Origin of the sequence: Bradyrhizobium sp. LCT2, assembly GCF_009931255.1 — a bacterium.
Taxonomy (GTDB): Bacteria; Pseudomonadota; Alphaproteobacteria; order Rhizobiales; family Xanthobacteraceae; genus Bradyrhizobium; species Bradyrhizobium diazoefficiens.
This window is the reverse complement of record NZ_CP034432.1, coordinates 3,227,393-3,247,505: the sequence shown is the minus strand read 5'-3', so window position 1 is coordinate 3,247,505 and position 20,113 is coordinate 3,227,393. Positions and strand designations below refer to the sequence as shown.

12 protein-coding genes are annotated in these 20,113 nt (G+C 60.3%); 10 read left to right on the top strand and 2 right to left on the bottom strand.

The features are described 5' to 3' along the window. Positions 1-8: 8 nt before the first annotated feature. Together EI171_RS15735 and EI171_RS15730 are read right to left on the bottom strand one after the other, a co-directional pair. Positions 9-1,142, bottom strand: a complete 1,134-nt coding sequence (locus EI171_RS15735) for a DUF354 domain-containing protein (RefSeq protein ID WP_161533832.1) — start codon at positions 1,140-1,142, stop codon at positions 9-11. Positions 1,143-1,685: 543 nt separating this feature from the next. Continuing rightward, entirely contained in the window at positions 1,686-3,437 is a 1,752-nt protein-coding gene (locus EI171_RS15730; RefSeq protein ID WP_161533830.1) for a hypothetical protein, read from the bottom strand. Between the two features lie 1,124 nt (positions 3,438-4,561). Here EI171_RS15730 and EI171_RS15725 point away from each other — a divergent pair. The 10 genes from EI171_RS15725 to EI171_RS15680 all read left to right on the top strand — a co-directional run bounded on the left by EI171_RS15725 (position 4,562) and on the right by EI171_RS15680 (position 18,948). Then, on the top strand, positions 4,562-5,686 hold the full coding sequence (locus EI171_RS15725; RefSeq protein ID WP_161533828.1) for a Gfo/Idh/MocA family protein: 1,125 nt from the start codon (positions 4,562-4,564) through the stop codon (positions 5,684-5,686). After that, positions 5,679-6,332, top strand: a complete 654-nt coding sequence (locus tag EI171_RS15720; protein WP_246740550.1) for a sugar transferase — start codon at positions 5,679-5,681, stop codon at positions 6,330-6,332. The genes EI171_RS15725 and EI171_RS15720 overlap by 8 nt, the downstream gene beginning before the upstream one ends. 41 nt (positions 6,333-6,373) lie before the next feature. Beyond that, a complete protein-coding gene (locus EI171_RS15715; protein ID WP_161533824.1) occupies positions 6,374-7,555 on the top strand; it encodes a DegT/DnrJ/EryC1/StrS aminotransferase family protein in 1,182 nt (393 codons plus the stop codon). Further along, on the top strand, positions 7,552-8,301 hold the full coding sequence (locus EI171_RS15710) for a transferase (protein ID WP_161537014.1): 750 nt from the start codon (positions 7,552-7,554) through the stop codon (positions 8,299-8,301). The genes EI171_RS15715 and EI171_RS15710 overlap by 4 nt, the downstream gene beginning before the upstream one ends. 104 nt (positions 8,302-8,405) lie before the next feature. Then, entirely contained in the window at positions 8,406-9,323 is a 918-nt protein-coding gene (locus EI171_RS15705) for a glycosyltransferase (RefSeq protein ID WP_161533821.1), read from the top strand. Positions 9,324-9,402: 79 nt separating this feature from the next. Then, positions 9,403-10,440, top strand: a complete 1,038-nt coding sequence (locus EI171_RS15700) for a polysaccharide deacetylase family protein (RefSeq protein ID WP_246740549.1) — start codon at positions 9,403-9,405, stop codon at positions 10,438-10,440. A gap of 63 nt (positions 10,441-10,503) precedes the next feature. Continuing rightward, positions 10,504-11,658 carry a glycosyltransferase gene (locus EI171_RS15695; protein WP_161533819.1) on the top strand — a complete coding sequence of 385 codons (1,155 nt, stop codon included), beginning with the start codon at positions 10,504-10,506 and terminating at the stop codon, positions 11,656-11,658. A 781-nt stretch (positions 11,659-12,439) separates the two neighbouring features. Next, complete coding sequence (locus EI171_RS15690; RefSeq protein ID WP_161533817.1) at positions 12,440-14,779, top strand: heparin lyase I family protein; 2,340 nt, start codon at positions 12,440-12,442, stop codon at positions 14,777-14,779. A 109-nt stretch (positions 14,780-14,888) separates the two neighbouring features. Then, a complete protein-coding gene (locus tag EI171_RS15685; RefSeq protein ID WP_161533814.1) occupies positions 14,889-17,537 on the top strand; it encodes a type I secretion system permease/ATPase in 2,649 nt (882 codons plus the stop codon). Beyond that, complete coding sequence (locus tag EI171_RS15680) at positions 17,524-18,948, top strand: HlyD family type I secretion periplasmic adaptor subunit (protein WP_161533811.1); 1,425 nt, start codon at positions 17,524-17,526, stop codon at positions 18,946-18,948. Before EI171_RS15685 ends, EI171_RS15680 begins: the two co-directional genes overlap by 14 nt. Positions 18,949-20,113 lie beyond the last annotated feature (1,165 nt).

Sequence of the window (20,113 nt, the reverse complement as noted above, 5' to 3'; positions counted from 1 at the left end):
GCACAGAGTCATTTGCGGCAATCAGCGCGAACAATGCCTTCCACTTCGCGAACGATGTCGCTTAAAGCGCTGCGGGCGCCGCCGTTGGCCGCCGTGTTGCGGTCGCGGCGTTGGAACAGGATACTGTTATGGACGTCGGCGCTGGTTTCGATGAGCACCATCTTGCCTTCTTTTTGCAAGTGGCGATCCACGGCGCCGCTTTCGCCGCGGAAAATGCTGTAGACCGGGATGCCCAGCGCAGCGGCTTCGCGGTTCATGGTGCCGCCACCGCTGACCACGAGGTCCGAATGCCAGAGCAGATTCAAGCCATCGACGGCCTGCTTGGGAACGATGACCTTGTCGCCTTCAAACCACCTCGGCCAGCTGGCGCGGATGTGCGATTCCTGCGCTTTGTTGCGCGGCAGCAAAACCGCCTTTACGCCGGGCGTCACCATCACGCGTTCCATGAACTCGATGAAGAACCTTTCGCTTTCGGGATTGTGATAATGCGCTTCCGTCGCGGGCGGACGAACCGTGACGATGATCTCCTTTTCGCCCAGATTGAGTTGCTCGCTGAGGGAGGTGTCCGGCTTGAATTCCGGTGCGTAGACATCTTCCTTGATGCCGCGATATTTGCGGATGCGTTCTTTCGACTTGGCGTGAAGATTTTCGCTCAACAGAACTTCGGGAACGATTTCCCAACGCGGCGCCACGATCGCCGGCGTCTTGGAATGTTCATAGTCCATGATCATCACCGTCGGGATGCGGAAGAGATTGCAGATGACGATCTGCGCGCGCGCGCCGTGGTTCAATCCCATGATCGGACGCTCCTTCAGCACGAAGCCGAGCAATTGCAGGCTGCGCCAGGCGAGTCCCCACGCCTTGAGGAGGCGGTTCTTGCCGTAGTGACGGCCGATTTTTTTGTAAGCCAATCCAAACTTGTCCGCCAACTCGCACACTTGAAACGCGTCGCGGGCGGTCAGCACTACCGTGTATCCGCGTTGTTCCAGTTCGCGGATGATGGGCTTGAAAAACGGAATATGCGGCGTGTTCTCCAGGTCGATCCAGATTTTTTTGCCGGCGCCAGTACGGCCGGCATCGGCAGTCGCGCCGGGGCGGACATGGGAGGGTTTGACGGCATCGGCAACTAGTGGAGCGGGCATAGGTTTAGCCTGGCGAGGCAAGCGGCCGTCGTCATGCCGACGTAACCAGATCGAACACCGCAATTTTCATCTTAATTCACCACCAGCACTACGTTGTGCTGCCAACGCTGGCCGCTGCTCTGTCTGAAAGGTCGACGGTTCTTTTGAAACGTAGGATCTCCAATCATTCGGACGCGAAACCCGGTACGCGAGTGTATTCTTTCATCCGCGCCGAGCTTCGACTTTTTTGGGCTACCTATTCTGATATGGCAAGGAAGACAGGCCGAAGGGTTGCCGGGTAGCCTTGATCATGACCGCACCGAGCTTGATTGCAATCAACACTTGAGACCTGCCAAGTCATTCTCAGAGTGATCTGCGCGCGTTGCTCCCGGTTCGAAGCTGGCCGCAGCCGCAGTCACACCCGCTGCCCGGGGAAAGAAGCCTTACGCCTTGGCTGAGCAAAAAGCGTTTCCACGAGCTGGTAGCGATCCAGCCCGACCTCGCTAGGAGCCTTGTGCCTGAGCCGAAGCAGCATGACAACGCTCGTTGCGGTCCGCCCCCCGGCTATACGCCAAAGCGAAAGAGGTGCCCGTAATTGTCGCGAAGTTCGGACAGATATCGCCGAGCCGCCACTCCAAGCCGGTATGAGACCGCTTCTGAATCCGGGAACGCATCCGGCTGTTCGTGATAAACGCAGCGTATATCCGCTGTTCTGCCGGGCGGAATATCGACGATCACTCTAAGACATCCATCCATGTATTCGTGCGCGACGACCTCCTGGTTGACGGTAACATTTTTCAAGGAGACGACCTGTGGTTCTTCCTTCACAACTCGGATCCGTCGCGCCATCGCCTCCCCGTTTTCGATGCGGAGTTGCTCAGCAAACATCTTTACTGTGATCGTTCCGTCGTCAGGGCGAATGCCGTAGCTGCGGCAGACGGCGTCCCCGAGAGTCCGCCAACAGAGTTTCCACCGCAAGGATGCAAGCTGTTGGAGGAACTCCGCCAGTTCGCTACCGTGGTCTCGGAAAATGTCGTGATGCCCGGCAACGAAGCACGGCTTGCCCAGGATTCCGTCAAATGCGAAGTTCTCAATGCCGTGGTGGATGTACCGCCGGGTATAGATCGAGAATCCCCCATACCGGACGATGGCGACACTCCACAGATCTGCAAGTGTCGTTTCGTTCGACGCGTCATCGGCTGGTGCGACTTCCGTGTTCACTGCCGCGAAGAAGCCATTTCGCTTGAGAGCGGACGCTGCCTCGGGCGAGAATGCCCCTTGCGGGAAAACCATCACGTTTTCATGATCAAGCGCGGTCTCGTTGAGCAGGGATTTCATCCGACGCCTGGCGGTCTTCAGCCTTCTGTCGAGTAGGTCCGCTGAACGGGCTGAAAATTCACCACGGGTGTGATCGCAGCCGTGCACGCAGACGGACAGCTTTCCGCTGTTTCGCCGAAAGGCGGCAACGGTGTCGCGATTTGTTCGCCGCCAGTTCCATGGAATGAAGGCGACGGTCGTCGCGAACGTTTGCTTGTCGGCCAACCGCAAAAGTTCGCCAAAGTCGAGACAGCCGTACCGTGGCCACAGAGGTGGATCATCGATGATCAGGCACGCGTTTGTTTCGGAGGTGGTCCAGCAGACGGCGCGGAACGACCACTTCAGATACATGACGACGGGCACCGCACCAGCAAAGCGCTTCTTCACATCGAAATAGGTCGCAGCGCGTTCGCAAATGTCCACCATCGCCAGTGAAGCATCGGCAAAAAAGCGCACGCCGGCATTAGCAAATCCGACGAACAGGTGCCCCTCGGGTGCCCCGAGGATGCTCTGCAATTCGCCATCATCCCGGATGACAAGCGCAGCATCCGCGGCGCCGGGCTCCAGTTGAATCCGCAGGGCCGACATTGGACCGCACATGTCTGGAAAAGCATCAGTGACGAACACGGTTGTCGGCCGCGCCTCAATGCCGTCGATCTCCGCGTCCGGGTCTCCAGTGATCTGGCGCAACAGAGCCCTGCCGCGATCCGCAGCTTGAAATCCATAGACGAATACGGACGTAGCTGCCGCCAACCAGGCCGGAAACGTTCCGGCCTTGCAGGGCCGCAGGGCTTTGGCGAGACATGACGCGGAAGTCAGGACGGAGAACTGCTGATGACTTGCCATCAGCGAGGCTACATTGCCCTCGTTCGCTTCGCTGACTGTCAGCGCCATCCATGGGATTCCAAAAAACTCGAGGATTTCCGACAGATTGCAATCGTCGGGCGATGGAGTGTCGTCGCTGCGGAGCAAGAGCGCGATCGAAGAACCTGTGTCCATGGTGCCTCGTTCCATCCTGGACTGTCGCATCACCCTTCGCGAGACGACCATGGCGTCGCTTGAGCGGGGTCGACAAACTCCGCGATCTGACGGGAAAGCTCCACGATAAGGCTCATGTTGTGAGATCGTCCGGGGCGCTAGGCGTTTGCTGGCTCACATTCTTCGTTGCGCTCAGACGCCAATGACTTCGTCGCCATCCTGGAGAGGCAGGCGGCGACTGTCATACCGACGTAGCCAAGTTCAAACATCGCACGTCTCATTGTAGTCCCTCACTTCCACTGCCCTTAGAGTAGCGTTCGGGCGCGCCCAGCCAGGGCAGGCAAAAGGGTTGCTGCCGACGGCTGATTGGGTACCCATTTGTGAGTACGCGGGGACAAATTGTGGTGCGAACCCATGGCCAAGCACCGCACATGCCGCACATACAGAATCGCGTTCAAACGCCAAGCCGCTGAGGAGTTTCTCGCCGGTGAGAGGCTCCATGCCCGTCGAAGCGCCACGATGTCTGCCGAAACCGAACGACTGATGGATGAGTGCGAGCCGGGACCGTCAAGAGAACGGAGTTGCAGCTGCTGCTTGCCACCATAACAAGTTGCCGTACTGCATGATGGAAAGTCGTGGTCCTGCCCTTCCTGCCGGTCCTCGGCGCCTCCCCTTCCGCCTATTTACCTGCCAGGCCGGTGACGACGCCGAGGCCCTGCTCTTGATCGGCTGCTGTCAACGGCGCTTGGAATCCCACAGCGTCAGCGACCCTGCCGGTATCGATTCGCTCGCCGGAATTGCCGAGACGGACAGCGTCGTGCGCGAAGCAACGAACAAGGTCGGTCTTCAGCGCCTTTGACCCGACGCAAGCACAGCGGCCTGAATTCGAATGCTGCGGCGCGTCGGCAAAGCTCCGTGGCAATTGAGTGGGCCGATCCCGGCGCGATTCGACGCAAAAAGTAATTTGGGTCCTACCCCGCAGCTGCGTCGCCCGGCTCCGCCTTGTCAAGGCCACAGCACGCGCAAGCACGGGGGGTATTCCGACCTGTGTACCCCAAAAGAGCGTAGATCGTAACCCGTGTGCTTCAGCAGCGCGCACGCCCAATCGGCTATCTTGAATCGACACTCGCAGACAAGGAGCCAACATGGCGAATACCCGTGATCGTGAGGACGTGAAAGTTCAGATCGCGAACGGCGGCCCGTCGCTCGCGGTCATCGGTTGCGGCTACTGGGGTTCGAAACACATCCGCGTCAGCTGCGACGTACGCGATGCAAGGATGTCGATGGCTGTTGATCCGCGTCCTGACAGATTGGAATATATCCGCTCACAATACCCTTCTGTGGCTGTTTCGCGTGATATCGGCGCGGTACTGAATAACCCCTCTATAGACGGTGTAATTGTCGCCACCCCTGTAGAGACGCATTTTGAATTGGCGCGAGCGGTCCTCCAGGCCGGAAAGCACGTGCTCGTCGAGAAGCCGTTGGCCATGACGAGCGCGCAGTGCCGCGAGTTGAATGCGATCGCCGAAGCGCGCAAGCGTGTTCTGATGGTCGGGCACACTTTCGAGTATCACCCGGCGGTCGGTGTCATGCGCCAGATGATCAAGAGCGGCTCTCTCGGTGAGCTGTACTACATTGATTCGCGGCGCCTGAATCTCGGTCTCTACCGGCAGGACGCCAATGTCCTTTGGGACTTGGCGCCGCACGACCTCTCGATCATCTTCTGCTTGCTGGAGGAGGTGCCGCAAACCATCGGCGCCTGGGGTTGCGCGCACGTTCTGCCCAACGTCGAGGATGTTGTTTACGCCAAGATGGGCTTCAAGAGCGGCCCGACGGCCCATGTGCATGTTTCCTGGTTGGACCCGGTAAAAGTACGCCAAATCACGATCGTCGGAAGCGATGCGATGCTGGTGTTCGATGACGTGCAGCCGTCCGAGAAAGTGCGCGTATACCAGAAGCGATTCAGGCCGAGGATCGACGGCGACTCCTACGCCGACTTTCAGTCGGCCTATCATCATGGCGACGTTCATATACCCGCGATATCCAGCAGCGAACCGCTGAAACTCGAGGTACTCGACTTCGTCAATTCGATCATAACGGGGGAAAGGCCGCGCGCGGACGGACTTCACGGGCTGCGCGTTGTCGAAGCGCTCGAGGCGGCATCGGCGTGTCTACGGCTGAAACACAAGCACAGTAGCAACGGCAACGATCACCGGATGGTTCGGCGGCGTAACATGCCGGCGGGGGGTCCAGAAATTGCCGTTGCATGAAGCCACGCGACGGAAGACAACCCCGCGGGAATTTGGCAAGCGGGCGCTCGACGTCGTGATCAGCGTTCTCGCCATCGTGTTGCTGTCCGTCGTCTTCGTGGTGGTGTGGATAGCAATCCATCTCGACAGTCCAGGACCAGCGGTGTTTCGCCAACGTCGGATCGGGCGAGACGAGAAACCGTTCAACTGCTTCAAATTCCGGACACTCCAACACAACGCCGACGAAAACATCCATCGCGAGGCGATCCGGAGGGCCTGGGCAAAGCAACCCCTGTCGAACGACCCCGCCGCCCCGTACAAGCTGACAGACGATCCTCGCGTGACGCGCGTCGGACGGTGGCTGCGGAGAACCAGCCTCGACGAGCTGCCTCAATTCCTCAACGTATTGCGGGGCGACATGAGCATCGTCGGTCCGCGGCCCGCGATTCCTTATGAACTCGAACACTTCCGCGACTGGCACCATAAGCGTCACATTGTGAGGCCCGGAATAACCGGAATTTGCCAGGTGCGCGGTCGGGGTCGTGTCAGCCCCGAAGTGATGCTCGAGATGGACGTCGACTATGCAATGAACTGGACCTTATGGACCGACCTGAAGTTGATTGCCCTGACGTTTCCCGCGGTGCTGCGGGGGCACGGGGCCCGCTGACGTTCGCAAGACACAAAGACGGATTCTCGTGAGGTTCGAAAATGCAAATTCCGTTTGTCGATCTTAAAGCGCAATATGAGACGATAAGAGACGAGGTAGCCGAAGCAATTCGGGGTGTTCTCAACTCCACGCAGTTCATAGGCGGCGAGGCGCTTGCCTCGTTTGAGAAAGATTTCGCCGCGTATTGCCAGGTGCGCCATGCGCGCGGCGTGGCGAACGGCACGGACGCGATTCATCTGGCGCTACGGGCCTTGGGTATTGGTCACGGCGACGAGGTGATTACAACCGCCCATACCTTCATCGCCACTGCGGCCGCGATCGCGGCGACGGGAGCGCGCCCCGTGTTTGTCGATATCGATCCGGAGACCTACACGATCGATCCCACGATGATCGAGCGCGCCGTAACGGATCGCACAAAAGCGATTATCGCAGTCCACCTCTTCGGACAGCCGGCTGACATGGGTCCAATCAAGGACATCGCGCGGCGGCGCGGGCTCTATGTAGTGGAAGACGCGGCCCAGGCACACGGAGCGGAATATCGGGGGGTCCGAACCGGGGCGCTCGGCGACGTCGCATGTTTCTCGTTTTATCCGGCGAAGAACCTCGGGGCCTATGGCGACGGGGGAGCGATCACCACCAACAGTGCCGCAATCGCCGAGCGGATAGAACGATTGCGTGACCACGGTCGAACCACCCACTACAGCCACGCCGAGATCGGGTTCAACAGCCGGCTCGACGCTCTCCAGGCGGCAATCCTGCAGATCAAGCTCCGGCGTCTGGATGAATGGAACGCCAATCGGCGGCGCGCTGCGGAGTGGTACGCGGCGGAGTTGGCGCAATCGGGGATTAAGACGCCGTTCGTTCGAAAGGGCTCGACGCACGTCTACCACTTGTATGTGATCACCACGAACGAGCGGGACGCGATGCGGATGAAGCTCGACGAGGCCGGCGTGGCAACCGGGATCCACTATCCGTTGCCGCTCCACCTACAGCCTGCTCTCGCACATCTCGGCTACAGGCAGGGTGACTTGCCGTGCTGCGAAGCGATGGCCGCTCGATCATTGTCCCTGCCCATGTTTCCCGAGCTCGCACGCGACGCGGTGCGCCATGTCGCCGCGATTGCGCGCGCTGCAGCCGAGCGGCGCGGTCACAAGATCGCGCAGCGGAGGCCGACGCATTCGCCCGCCTCGCTGAGCGCCGACGGCGGGGAGGAGTGCCGATGAATCGACTCAGTGCATGGGCGGTGGTCGAGACCGAGGCCATCGGTGTGGCCGTGACGATCGCCGAGTTCGCCGTGGTGCGGCCTGGTGTTACGATTGGCAACGGGGTGGTCATTCACCCGCATGTCGTGATTGAGAGCGGCGCTAGAATCGGCGACAGCGTCGAGATCTTTCCGGGAGCCTATATCGGCAAGGCGCCCAAAGGTGCCGGCGCGTTGTCGCGCCCGCCGCATTTCGAGGCGTGGGTCGATATCGGCGCCGATTGTTCTATCGGACCGCACGCAGTGATTTTCTACGACGTATCGCTCGGCGCGGGGACCCTGGTCGGGGATGGCGCCTCGATCCGTGAACAATCGCGGATCGGCTCGAAGACCGTCATCGGACGTTACGTCACGGTCAACTACAATACGCGAATTGGCGACCGCGTCCGGGTGCAGGATCATACCTGGCTGGCGGGCAATATGACGATCGAAGACGACGTGTTCATTTCGGGTTGCGTCGGCACTTCGAACGACAATGCGATCGGCCGCAACGGTTACGACGGTTCGCCCATGCTCGGGCCCCATATCGCGCGCGGCGCGGCAATCGGCCTGGGAGCCAACCTGCTGCCAGGCGTCAGAATCGGCGCTGGCGCCGTCGTCGGCGCCGGCGCGGTGGTGACGAAGGACGTGCCCGACGGTGCGCTAGTGATGGGCGTTCCGGCGGGGATCCGACGACGGCTCAACGGGGTTAGCGACGCAGACCAGTGACTCGATGGCAGTTCGTGCCAGGCGTCGAGGGAGCACCAATCGTGAGAATCCTCTGTGTCACCAACATGTATCCGAGTCCGCAGAGGCCGGGCTCCGGAGCCTTCGTGTGCCAGCAGGTGGAGCAGCTGCGCCGGTTTGGCCACACGGTCGACGTCATCGATATTCTCGGATCTCAGTCCAAGATGAATTACCTGAGGTGCACTCTTGATGTCGTACGAATGACGAGCGCGGTGGCATACGACATCGTCCATGCGCATTACGGTTATTCGGCATATTCTGCGATGTTTCGATTGCGGGCGCCGCTCGTCATCACGCTGCACGGGACCGACGTAATTGGACAGAGCATCTTTGAAAGGCTGAGCACGCGGGCTGTGTCGCATTTCGCCGATGCCGTCATAGTCGTTTCGGAGGAGCTGCGGAGACGGATTCCGGGAATCGTGATTCCCTGCGGGGTCGACCTCGGCGTATTCAAGCCGTACGATCGCGATAAAGCACGAGCACGGCTGGGGTGGCCGAAAGACAAGCATATCGTTCTGTTTCCATTCGATCCGGCGCGCCCTGAGAAGAGATACGATCTTGCAAGAGCGTCAGTCGAGCGACTTGTGCAGGAAGGCGTCGACGCGCAGTTGATGACGGTTGTCAATGTGCCGAACGGCGAAATGCCGTGGTGCTACAGCGCGGCCGACGCCCTGCTTCTCTGCTCGGATTATGAGGGGTCGCCGACCTCGATCAAGGAAGCTCTCGCGTGCAATCGTCCGGTGGTGGCGACGGACGTCGGCGACGTTGGCGAGCTGTTAAACGGCATCGCGGGAACGCGGATCTGTCCGCAGGACGCTGGGACGATTGCCCGCAACCTTCGAGAGGTTTTTGACTGGTCGCGGAGCAGCGAGTTCCGGGGTCGGGCGGCAATGGCGAGATACGATCAGGTGCTCACGGTGGAAAAGATCGTCGGGGTATATGACGACGTTCTCTCCAACCTCAGGGCAAAGGCAGTGGGCAAACGTTTGCTGCGGAGCGGATGACGACAATGCGACGGCTGGACCTTCACCGACCAACGGAGCCTCAAAGAGGCATTGCAGCGCTGACCAATCGAGGGTTAGCATGAAGCAGGCTCTCAAGGACGGCATGATCCACTTGGCTCATCGGTCTGGGCTAATGCCAACCTGCCGCAGGATCTTTGCCGGCAGGGCAGCTATTCTGATGTTCCATGAGATTCAACAAGATTATCGCTCGGAGCTGACGACCGGGACCTCAGTTGCCCTTTTCGAACATTCACTCAACTGGCTGCTGCAGGAAGGGTGGGAGATCGTCAGTTTCGAAACATGCCTCGAGCGATTGGCCACGGATCCTGGACCACGTCGCTATGCGGTGATTACCTTTGACGACGGCTATAGAGACAATCTCGCGACCGCGCTTCCAATCCTCGAGCGAAACAACGCCCCGTTCATGATGTACGTTCCCACCGGCGCTCCAACACGAACGCTGCAATCGTGGTGGCTGGGATTGCGCGAATTGTTTCGCATTGGAGACGCGGTTACGATCGACGCGATGGGCATGCGCCTCCACTGTCCGGAGTTTCACGAAAAGGTGTCGGGCTTAAACAAGGTCATTGAGTGGATTCACCAAGACTATAACCGAGTTGAAACGCTCGCCTCAACGTTCAAAAAGGCGGGTATATCGCTATCGGCTTTGAACGAGGCGTATTTCCTCAATGAACGCGAGCTTCAAAAGCTGGCCCAGCATCCTCTCGCGTCGATTGGCGGGCACACCGTTTCGCACGCAGCACTGTCGGCCCTGGACGTTCTTTCAGCGCGGGCCGAAATGGCGGATAACCGCTGCTATCTGGAACAATTGCTGCAGCTTCCGGTTCGGCACTTCGCTTATCCTTACGGCGACTCTAAAGCATGTGGTCCCCGCGAAGCACATCTCGCGAAGGAAATCGGCTTTTCGACCGCAGTAACGACGCGGAGTGGGCAAGTATCCGATAGCAAATCAGATCGTTTTGCGCTTCCTCGTGTCGGCGTTGGCGGACCATTCGATACGAGGATCAGGTTCGAGGTTCGCATGAGCGGCATTCAAGCGGCGGCGGCTCGCATGCTGCAAATGAGAAGCTTTACATCGAGCGCGCTTGAACGTTGAATTTCGTGCTGAACCGCCTCGTTGCGACTTGGACTGAATCAGTCCACGTGGGAGAGCGCTGAGATGCGTATACTACACTTCACTGAATGCATCGGCCGGGGAGGGAAAGAACGGCAGATCGTCGAACTATTGGGGGGACTCTCCCCTCATCGCGACATTGAGTCATTCGTCGCGGTTACCTATGAGGAGGATGATCAATTCGAAATTGACAGTGCACATGCGCAATACATTCCGCTCCTTCGCAAAGGCAGGAGGGATTTGCACCTTTTCAAGAGTTTGTACGATCTGACCTCTAGTTTGAAAATTGATATCGTCCACTCATGGGGCTCGATATGCTCCATTTATGCAGCTCCAGTTGCGAAATTGTGCGGCGCGGCTTTCGTCAATGGCTTCGTGCGAGACGCGCCGTCGCATCTGACGCTGTGGAATAAAGACTATTTGATGGGCAAGCTGACAGTCCCATTTTCAGACATTGTCGTCGCCAATTCGCGCGCGGGCCTAGCTGCCTACCATATTCCCGAGCGCAAAGGTCTATCGATCTACAATGGGTTTAATCCTGCAAGAGTCCTTAACTTAACGGACGGAGCAGAGCTTCGTAGCACGTTGGGCATCACGACCCCCCACATTGTCGGGATGGTTGCTAACTTCAGGCCCGGAAAAGATTACGCAACCTTTGTCGAGATGGCGTGTCGCATCAACCGTCTCAGGGATGATGTTACTTTTCTGGCTGTTGGCACCGGTAAAATGTTGCCGGGAGTGCGCGATAGCGTTCCACCAGAACATTCGCCGCGTATAAAGTTCCTGGGGCAGCGAAAAGATATAGAAAGCATCGCTAATCTCTTCACTGTGGGGGTACTCGCCACCAACAACCGTCTACACGGGGAAGGCATCTCCAACGCAATCACCGAATGCATGGCATTGGGTAAGCCGATCGTGGCGACAAACGATGGGGGAACTCCCGAATTGGTCCTGGAGGGCCAGACGGGATTTCTTGTGCCGAGCCACGACGCTGGGGTGTTGACCGATCGTGTGCTCAGACTCCTCGATGACCGAGCGCTTGCTAATCAATTCGGTATCGAAGGACGTCGGCGCGTTGAAACAGCATTCTCGCTCGATGCGATGTGTAATGCATATCTCTGCCTTTATCGGAGGATGGCGTATAGGACGGGGCGCACGACAGAGGAAGGAGCGATTACTAGAGATATGGTCGATGATTAATCATTCGATCGTATTCCTCTCGATCGTCGAACGCGGCAATGTGCTCTCAGCGCCTCGCTCATGGCCAGAGCTCGTGAGGAGCCGGCGGCGGTCAATGCCAAGAACAGCCGGATCGTGACGGTGGCGTCTGGAAGACCGACATCCGCGATTTTGAGGGGAATGCTCCACGACAAAGCTCAGATTGCGAGAACGGTTCCGACGTGCTGGTCGCTCCCATGCTTGACCGCGCTCAGCAAACCTTTCCTAACAGCACGCTCTACAGAGGCTCATTCGAGACCAAGCTCCGTGGTCGGCGATTTACCGGCATTGACGATCGCCACTTGCAGATTGCGCCGAGAGAGAACGAGATCACGCGCTACGCAGGCGCCCCGTAGTACCCGCAACGTTTGCCAGGGTCCCGCTGGCGAGCTCCCTGGAGCGAGCACACGCGATCATTCGCAAGGGCAGGCACATACGTTGGTATTATCCGTGAAAACTAAGTTGCCTTCCCAAGGCAGATCGCCGAAATCATGAGCGGTTCCAGGGACTTGCCGGCAAGTGCCCCCGGCGCGCCGCATTTGCGGGAATTTTTGCCTTACTCGTTTATTTTTTTGGCCACACTCGCTCATTAACCAACCGGCCATCAGCAGTTGGGGGGGCACCAATAAATCCCACTGCTATGAAGTCTGTTCGCAATGCCAAGCGCTTGCGAGCACGCGGTATGTCGCGCGCCATCGCGTGCGCGGCAGTGGAATTCCCTTGTCAACGTCAACTAGAATCTCTGTAACTCGGAGGCCCGAAATTGAGTACGACCGGAACAATCACGAATTTCAAGACCACGCCTGGATCCCAGATTGGCGTCGGCGGCGACGTCTACGAAGTCGAGACGGCGGGTAATAGCTACAATATCACCAGCCCCGACTCGCAGACCCTGCGGTTCCAGGTTCAGCAGGGTGACCATTGGGCAGGGGGCGGTGACAGTTCTGGCGTTGATCGCTCTGAAATTCAAAATGACACGACGAGCGTCAAGACCAGCTGGGGTGCCGTGATCCCGGCCGGTACTCCGATTGGCATGGACTATCAGTTGATGGTGGAGGCCAATGGGCCAAATGGGTCATTTGTAAACACTCAAAACAGCTCGAACGGTTGGTTTATCGTCGGTCAGATGCACAATGACGACATTGCGAGCGGCGTGGGGACCTCACCGCCGTTCGCGGTCCAGATGGACGGCAACCATCTGCAAATTGTCGCCCGCTATGTTGAGCCCGGTGGGAATCCCAGCAATTCCTCATCCGCTCTCCATATGCTCACGCTCTGGACCGACCCGAATCCGATCCAGACCGGTGTCTACAACGACATCAGGGTCCAAGCCAATTTTTCCAACAGCGGCGGCGGGTACCTGGACGTCTGGATCAACGGCAAGCAGGTTGTGAACTACCAGGGTCCGCTTGGTTATGGGCAAGGCACCTATTGGGAATACGGCATCTATCGCTCGACGGCGAGCGAGACCGCCGCCGTTGATTATCGCAACATGACACTGGTCACCGGATCGCAGGCGGCCAGTTGGACGGGTGTGGGCGCCACGGCTCCGACACAACCCACAACGCCCACGGTGACGCCGGCCGTGACGCAGGCCACGGCTTCTCCGGGAACGGGCATCGAGCATGCCGGAGATACCATCACCCTGTCGCTTGCCTTCAACGAGGCCGTGACGGTGACGGGCACGCCCACGCTGTCGCTCAACGACGGCAATATCGCCACCTATGCAGGTGGCTCGGGGACCAGCACGCTCACCTTCAAGACGACCGTTGCGTCGACCGACACGAACACCTCGGCGCTGGCCATCACCGGCGTCAATCTTCCGAGCGGTGCGGGCATCAAGGACGCCTCTGGGGTCGCCGCGAACCTGTCGGGTGCGGTGAAGACGTTCACCGGTCTCCAGATCGATCCGGTCTTGCCGGCGGTGACCCAGGCCACGGCTGTTCCGGGAACGGGCACCGAGCACGTCGGGAACGCGATCACGCTGGCACTCGGCTTCAACGAGGCCGTGACGGTGACGGGCACGCCCACGCTGTCGCTCAATGACGGCGGCACGGCCACCTATGTCGGTGGTTCGGGCACCGGTACGCTCACCTTCAAGACAACCGTCGCGTCGACCAACACCAGCACCTCGGCGCTCGCCATCACCGGTGTCAATCTTCCGAGCGGCGCGGCCATCAAGGACGCGAGCGGTGTCGCCGCCAATCTCGCTGGCGCCGTGAAGACGTTCTCCGGTCTGCAGATCGACCCGACGTCATCGACGCCGACGACGCCGACGACCCCAACGACGCCAACGACCCCGACGACCCCAACGACCCCGTCCGTGGCCACGCCTGTCCTCACGATCGCGGATAACTCGCTCTGGGTGGCCGGGAGAGGCGGTACCGTCGACCTGGGCACCAAGGTGACCACGACCGACTCCAACGACGTCGTGACCGTGAACATCACGGGGTTGCCCAAGTACGAGACGATCACCGACAAGCTCGATGGTCAGACGTTCCGGGGGAATAACATCACCTTGACGGCAGCGCAGGTCGACAGCGGACTCGAACTGCACTCGTACTATCGCGGCGGGGGCCACCCGACCGCAACGCTCACGCTGACCGCAAGCGCAAAGGATCCGACCACCGGTGCCGTTGCTACGGCCTCGCCGCAGAGCATCACCGTGGTGGATCCCCGACCTGAGGCCGCCACGACCACAACGTCGTCGCACCACCACCACACCGCGACGGATCAGCAGCCTGTTGCCACCACGACGGCCGCGGCCCCGACGACCTCGCAGACGATCGAGCCTACGGATCATCAGCAGGCGGCCGCTGCAAACACGGGGTTCTTGGCAAGCCGGGGCTTTGCGCTGCTCCAGCAGCATTTTGACCCGGCTGCCAGCACCCTGGCAACGACCGCTGCCCATCCGACCATGCCGGCAGATCATCCGGCTGCGACCGGTACCACGATGGCGTCGTTCGCAAGCCAGAGCTTTGCGCTGCTGAACCAGTACTTGGCCGCTCACACCGGCCAGGTGGATCCCGGTCAGATCGTGGCGGCTGTGTCGCAGGCGACCGGTTGGGGGCACGACTCGTTGCTGGCCCGACCGCAACACTAAGGCCGAGCCGCACCCAGGTTCAGCGCCTGGGTGCGGCCCCGTCAATGTTTGGGAATGCATGAGAAGGAACATCATACGCGGCCGGTAGCCGCGAAGGGTTGAGTATTAAATGGCGATCCAGAATGGAAATGCCCATGCCGCAGATCTCGGGCTTCGATCCCTGGCTCTGTTCCTGCGCCTTCATGGCGTGAACGCCGAGCCCGACCAGCTCCGCGACCGTTGCGGGGAAAGCGCAATCGGCATCCGTGCGATGCTTCGCTGCGCCCGCGATTTCGGACTGAAGGTCGGTTCGCGCACGACACATTGGAAACAGCTCGCAGGCATCAGCCTTCCCGGAATCGCAGCGCTGCGTGATGGCGGATTTCTGCTGCTCGGGAAGGTCGAGGACGACGCCGCGCTTGTGCTGCATCCGACCTCGTCACATCCGAAGTTGATGCCGCGTGCGGAATTTGAAGAAATTTGGGACGGCCGCTTGCTCCTGGCCGGATCTCAAAGCCTCGCCGATCGGGCGCAGCATGCCTTTGCCGGTCTGATTGCGCGCGGGCGTGACCTGGTTGCGCTCGCCGGCGATGCTCTGGCGTCTGCACGCTCCGCCGAACGTAGCGATATGCCCGTCCAGGAGTCGGGTCCTGAACCTACGGATGGCGATGAGTCGGGGCTCATTGCGATGGCGATATTGCTGCGGTGCCATGGCATTGCGGCCGACCCGGAGCAAATACGCCATCGCATGGGCACCTCGCGGATCGGTGTGACCGAAATCCTGCGCTGTAGCAGGGAGTTCGGCCTCAAGGCCAGGGCACAACGGTCAAGCTGGAATAGGCTTGCCGTCACGCCGTTGCCGGCAATAGCCGCGCTGCGCGACGGCAGCTTCCTGATCCTGGGCAAGGTCGTCGACGACAGCCTTCTCGTTCAGCGTCCATTGGCTTCCCGACCCGAATCCATGACGCAGGCCGAACTCGAGGCCATCTGGGACGGCGACATCATCCTGATGACCCGGCGTGCGGCCCTGACGGATCTCTCCAGGCGGTTCGATATCGGCTGGTTTCTCGGTGCGGTCCACAAGTATCGCCGTCTTCTCGGCGAAGTGCTGATCGCGTCGTTCTTCCTTCAGGTCTTTGCCCTCGTCGCGCCGCTGTTCTTCCAGGTCGTCATCGACAAGGTACTCGTGCATCGAAGCATCAGTACCCTCGACGTCCTGGTGGCGGGGCTCGTCGCGTTGACCTTGTTCGAGACCGTTCTCGGCACGTTGCGCGTCCATCTGTTCGCGCACACGACGAACCGCATCGACGTCGAGCTCGGCGCCCGGCTGTTTCGTCACCTGATGGCGTTGCCGATCGCATACTTCCAGACGCGTCGCGTCGGCGATTCTGTCGCACGCGTTCGCGAGCTTGAGAACATCCGTCAGTTCCTGACGAGCTCGGCGCTCACCCTTGTCGTCGATCTTTTGTTCACTGTCGTCTTCCTTGCGGTCATGTTCTACTACTCGACGGCGTTGACGTGGATCGTTCTGGCGTCGTTCCCGTTCTACATCGGAATTTCCGCCGGCGCCGCGCCGCTGTTTCGCCGGCGACTCGACGAGAAGTTCAATCGCGGCTCGGAGAACCAGGCCTTCCTCGTCGAAAGCGTCACGGGCGTCGAGACTCTGAAGGCAATGGCAGTCGAGCCCCAGATGCAACGCCGCTGGGAGGAGCAACTCGCCGGCTATGTGGGGGCGAGTTTCCGCGTACTCAGCCTGAACAATACGGCGAGCCAAGCGGTCCAGATGATCAACAAGCTGGTCACGGCCGCAACGCTCTACTTCGGTGCCAGGTTCGTGATCGGCGGCGACCTGACCGTCGGAGAGCTGGTCGCGTTCAACATGCTGGCGGCGCGGGTAAGCATGCCGGTGCTTCGGCTCGCGCAGATGTGGCAGGATTTCCATCAGGCCCGGCTGTCGGTCGATCGTCTCGGCGACATTCTCAACACTATTCCGGAGCCGAGCTTCAGCTCGGCCCGCGCCGCGCTGCCGACGATCCGCGGCAAGGTCGTATTCGAGCACACGACCTTCCGCTACCGCGTCGACGGCCCCGAGGTGCTGCACGATGTGTCCTTCGGCATCGAGCCCGGCCAGGTCATCGGTATCGTGGGCTCTTCGGGCTCGGGCAAGAGCACCATCGGCAAGCTGATCCAGCGTCTCTACGTACCGGAGAGCGGACGCGTGCTGGTCGACGGCGTTGACCTCGCGACGGTCGACCTGACCTGGCTTCGGCGCCAAATCGGCGTGGTTTTGCAGGAGAACGTGCTCTTCAATCGCTCGATTCGCGAGAACATTGCACTCGCGGACCCGGCCATGCCGATGGAGCGCGTCATCGAGGCGGCGTCACTCGCCGGCGCGCACGACTTCATCCTGGAGCTGCCCGAGGGCTATGACACCATCGTGGGCGAGCGCGGCAGTAGTTTATCCGGCGGGCAGCGCCAGCGTGTCGCGATCGCGCGCGCACTCATTACCAACCCCCGCATCCTTATCCTCGACGAGGCCACCAGCGCGCTCGATTACGAAAGCGAGCGCGCCATCCAGCAGAACATGAAACGGATCTCCGCCGGCCGGACTGTCATCGTCATCGCCCATCGGCTCTCTACAGTACGCAATGCGAACCGGATCATCACTCTCGAGCATGGCCGCATCGTCGAGGACGGAAGCCATGATGAACTCATTCGCTCGAACGGGCGCTACGCAAATCTCCACTATCTGCAGGCCGGTATCCATGACGTCCGCTAGCCGGAATATCGTTCCGTTTCCGAGAGCCGAGGTTCGACGGCGTGAGCAGGAGATTGCATTTCTGCCCGCGGCGCTCGAGATCACCGAATCGCCGCCGTCGCCGATCGGCCGCGCGATCGGGGCGAGCATCATCGCGGTCTTTTGCGTCGCGCTGTTGTGGGCATCATTGGGCAGCGTCGACATCGTCGCCACTGCGACGGGCAAGATCGTGCCTGGCGGACGTACCAAGCTGATCCAGCCGTTCGAGACTGGCGTTGTCCGCGCCATTCACGTGCGTGATGGACAGAGCGTCAAGGCCGGCGACGTTCTGATCGAACTCGACCCGACGATGACGGAAGCCGATCAGGAGCGCCAGAGAAGCGATCTCGTTGCAGCCGAACTCGACGTCGCGCGGCTGCGCGCGGCGCTCACCAGCGATCCGCTCGCCGCCTTCCGATCACCACAGGGCGCGAGTGCCGCGGAGATCGAGATGCATCGTCAGTTTCTGATCAGCCAGCGCGCCGAGCAGAGTGCCAAGCTCGCGGAGATCGAACGCCAGCAAGGTCAGAAGGAAGCGGAGCGGGCGACCACATCGGCGAGCGTGGCGAAGCTCCAGGCGACGATACCGGTTCTGCAGGAGCGGGTCGACATTCGCAAGGGACTCGTCGACAAGGCCCTGGCTTCGAAGGTTGTCTATCTCTCCGAGTATCAGGAGCTGGTTGGCCTTCAGCAGGATCTGGTCCTCCAGCAAAGCCGGCTCGGCGAAGCCGACGCCGCCATCGCCTTGCTGAAGGAAACGAAGGAAAGGACTGCCGCGGAGTATCGGCGCGCCACCTATGACGCACTCGCGAAAGCCGAGCAGAAGGCGGCGAGCGCTGCGCAGGAAGTGGTCAAGGCGGAGCGGCGCACGAAGCTTCAGCATTTGACTGCGCCGGTCGACGGCGTCGTGCAACAACTCGCCGTTCACACGGTGGGAGGCGTGGTGACGCCGGCACAGGCGCTGGCCATCGTGGTTCCAAGCGAGAGCCAGCTCGAGATCGAGGCCATGCTCTCCAACCGCGACATCGGCTTCGTCCATCCTGGACAGAAGGCGGAGATCAAGATCGATACGTTCAACTTCACGCGCTACGGGCTCCTGCATGGGGACGTGCTCAGCGTGTCAACCGACGCCATCACGCGGGACAGGCAGGGCGGACCGAACGACCGCGCGTCGGGCACGGCGCAAGGCAGCAGCGAGCCGAAAGGCCAGGAGCTGGAATATGCGGCGCGGATCTCCCTCGACCGCACGCACATGCAGGTGGAGGACAAGCTCGTCAAGCTCGGCCCCGGCATGGCGGTGACGGTCGAGATCAAGACCGGTGCGCGCAGGATCATCAGCTACCTCCTCTCGCCGCTGGCGAGATACAAGCAGGAGTCGCTGCGGGAGCGGTAGACGAAGCGGAGGATCATCGATGAGCATGCAGGTAACTGGAAGGCGGCCATTGGGAGCGAGCAAGTGCGCGGCATCCGTCAATCCGACCACGGCCGCGCCAGAGACCGCCATAGTGGACCTATGATCGACATCGAGCGGGACCGCGCACCGTATCCTTGTCATCGGCATCGCCTGATCCGGTTTGCACCCTTGACCCGCGCTAGTCGACTGACGGGTGGCGTTGGACTCGAACGGTCCAATCCGGAGTATTTTGCCCCGCATCGCAATACGCGCCCATGCCATCAGGAAGGGCAGAGGGTCATCCCGGCTGAACGTCGCGATCTTTGATGTGGCTCAGGTCGCGATGGACGCTGCTGTGTGATCGCAGCTCTCCGGGCAACTGCCCGTCCGCCAGCCTCAAGTCAAACTCGTCTGCTCTTTCGAGCGCCCTTACCAATACATCTTCCACCACGGGAACGAGACGCTGCTGACAATGCGTATCTGGTGAACGTGTCGAGCGGAATGGGAGCCGTGGGACAATCCTGCTGCTGCGCAGAATTGCTGTAGAGTGCAGTGCCCGGACGGATCGGCAAGGCTCGAGGCGTGCTTTTCAGATTTCCGAAACATGCCTACTGGCATTTGCTCGCCGGCGACGCATCGCTGTACCGAGGATCCGAAAACGGCACACCACGAGCCGGCTGGTGCCAATATCAATAGAACAGTCAATCTGCCCCTTCCCACGGCTCCTCGATCGCCCTGCCGCCATCGAGCTAACGTGCCGGAAGCTCGGTAGACGCCGACAAGTTGGAAGGACGCACAACTCCTAGCAGTGAGCTACCCGATCACTCGCCACTTGAGCCGAACCAGGACAGTCCGGGTCATTGGATGGAAATTGGCAATAACCGGATGGGACGGGCAAAAAGTAGGTAACTACGATGGTCGATTGAGCCGCGACGGCGCGGGATTAGATTCGGGCAGCCGTCGAAGCGCCCTCCCCGATGGGTTCGATGGGAATGCCCAATATTGATAGAGGACCGATCAGACGAACAGAGTGGAAGAAGGAACCGAGCGGTTCGGCGTCAATGAGAGAGCAGAACGAAATTTTGCGGATCGCCTGTCCGGACGATTACTCGGACGGTTGTTGACGTGCTGCCTTCCGCGAACACATTTGAAGCGGTAACAACTT

What these genes read in the sequence shown, in the direction of transcription:
- EI171_RS15735 (WP_161533832.1), bottom strand. Translation starts at nt 1,142, where the DNA reads ATGCCCGCTCCACTAGTTGCCGATGCCGTCAAACCCTCCCATGTCCGC.
- EI171_RS15730 (WP_161533830.1), bottom strand. Translation starts at nt 3,437, where the DNA reads ATGGACACAGGTTCTTCGATCGCGCTCTTGCTCCGCAGCGACGACACT.
- EI171_RS15725 (WP_161533828.1), top strand. Translation starts at nt 4,562, where the DNA reads ATGGCGAATACCCGTGATCGTGAGGACGTGAAAGTTCAGATCGCGAAC.
- EI171_RS15715 (WP_161533824.1), top strand. Translation starts at nt 6,374, where the DNA reads ATGCAAATTCCGTTTGTCGATCTTAAAGCGCAATATGAGACGATAAGA.
- EI171_RS15710 (WP_161537014.1), top strand. Translation starts at nt 7,552, where the DNA reads ATGAATCGACTCAGTGCATGGGCGGTGGTCGAGACCGAGGCCATCGGT.
- EI171_RS15700 (WP_246740549.1), top strand. Translation starts at nt 9,403, where the DNA reads ATGAAGCAGGCTCTCAAGGACGGCATGATCCACTTGGCTCATCGGTCT.
- EI171_RS15695 (WP_161533819.1), top strand. Translation starts at nt 10,504, where the DNA reads ATGCGTATACTACACTTCACTGAATGCATCGGCCGGGGAGGGAAAGAA.
- EI171_RS15685 (WP_161533814.1), top strand. Translation starts at nt 14,889, where the DNA reads ATGGCGATCCAGAATGGAAATGCCCATGCCGCAGATCTCGGGCTTCGA.
- EI171_RS15680 (WP_161533811.1), top strand. Translation starts at nt 17,524, where the DNA reads ATGACGTCCGCTAGCCGGAATATCGTTCCGTTTCCGAGAGCCGAGGTT.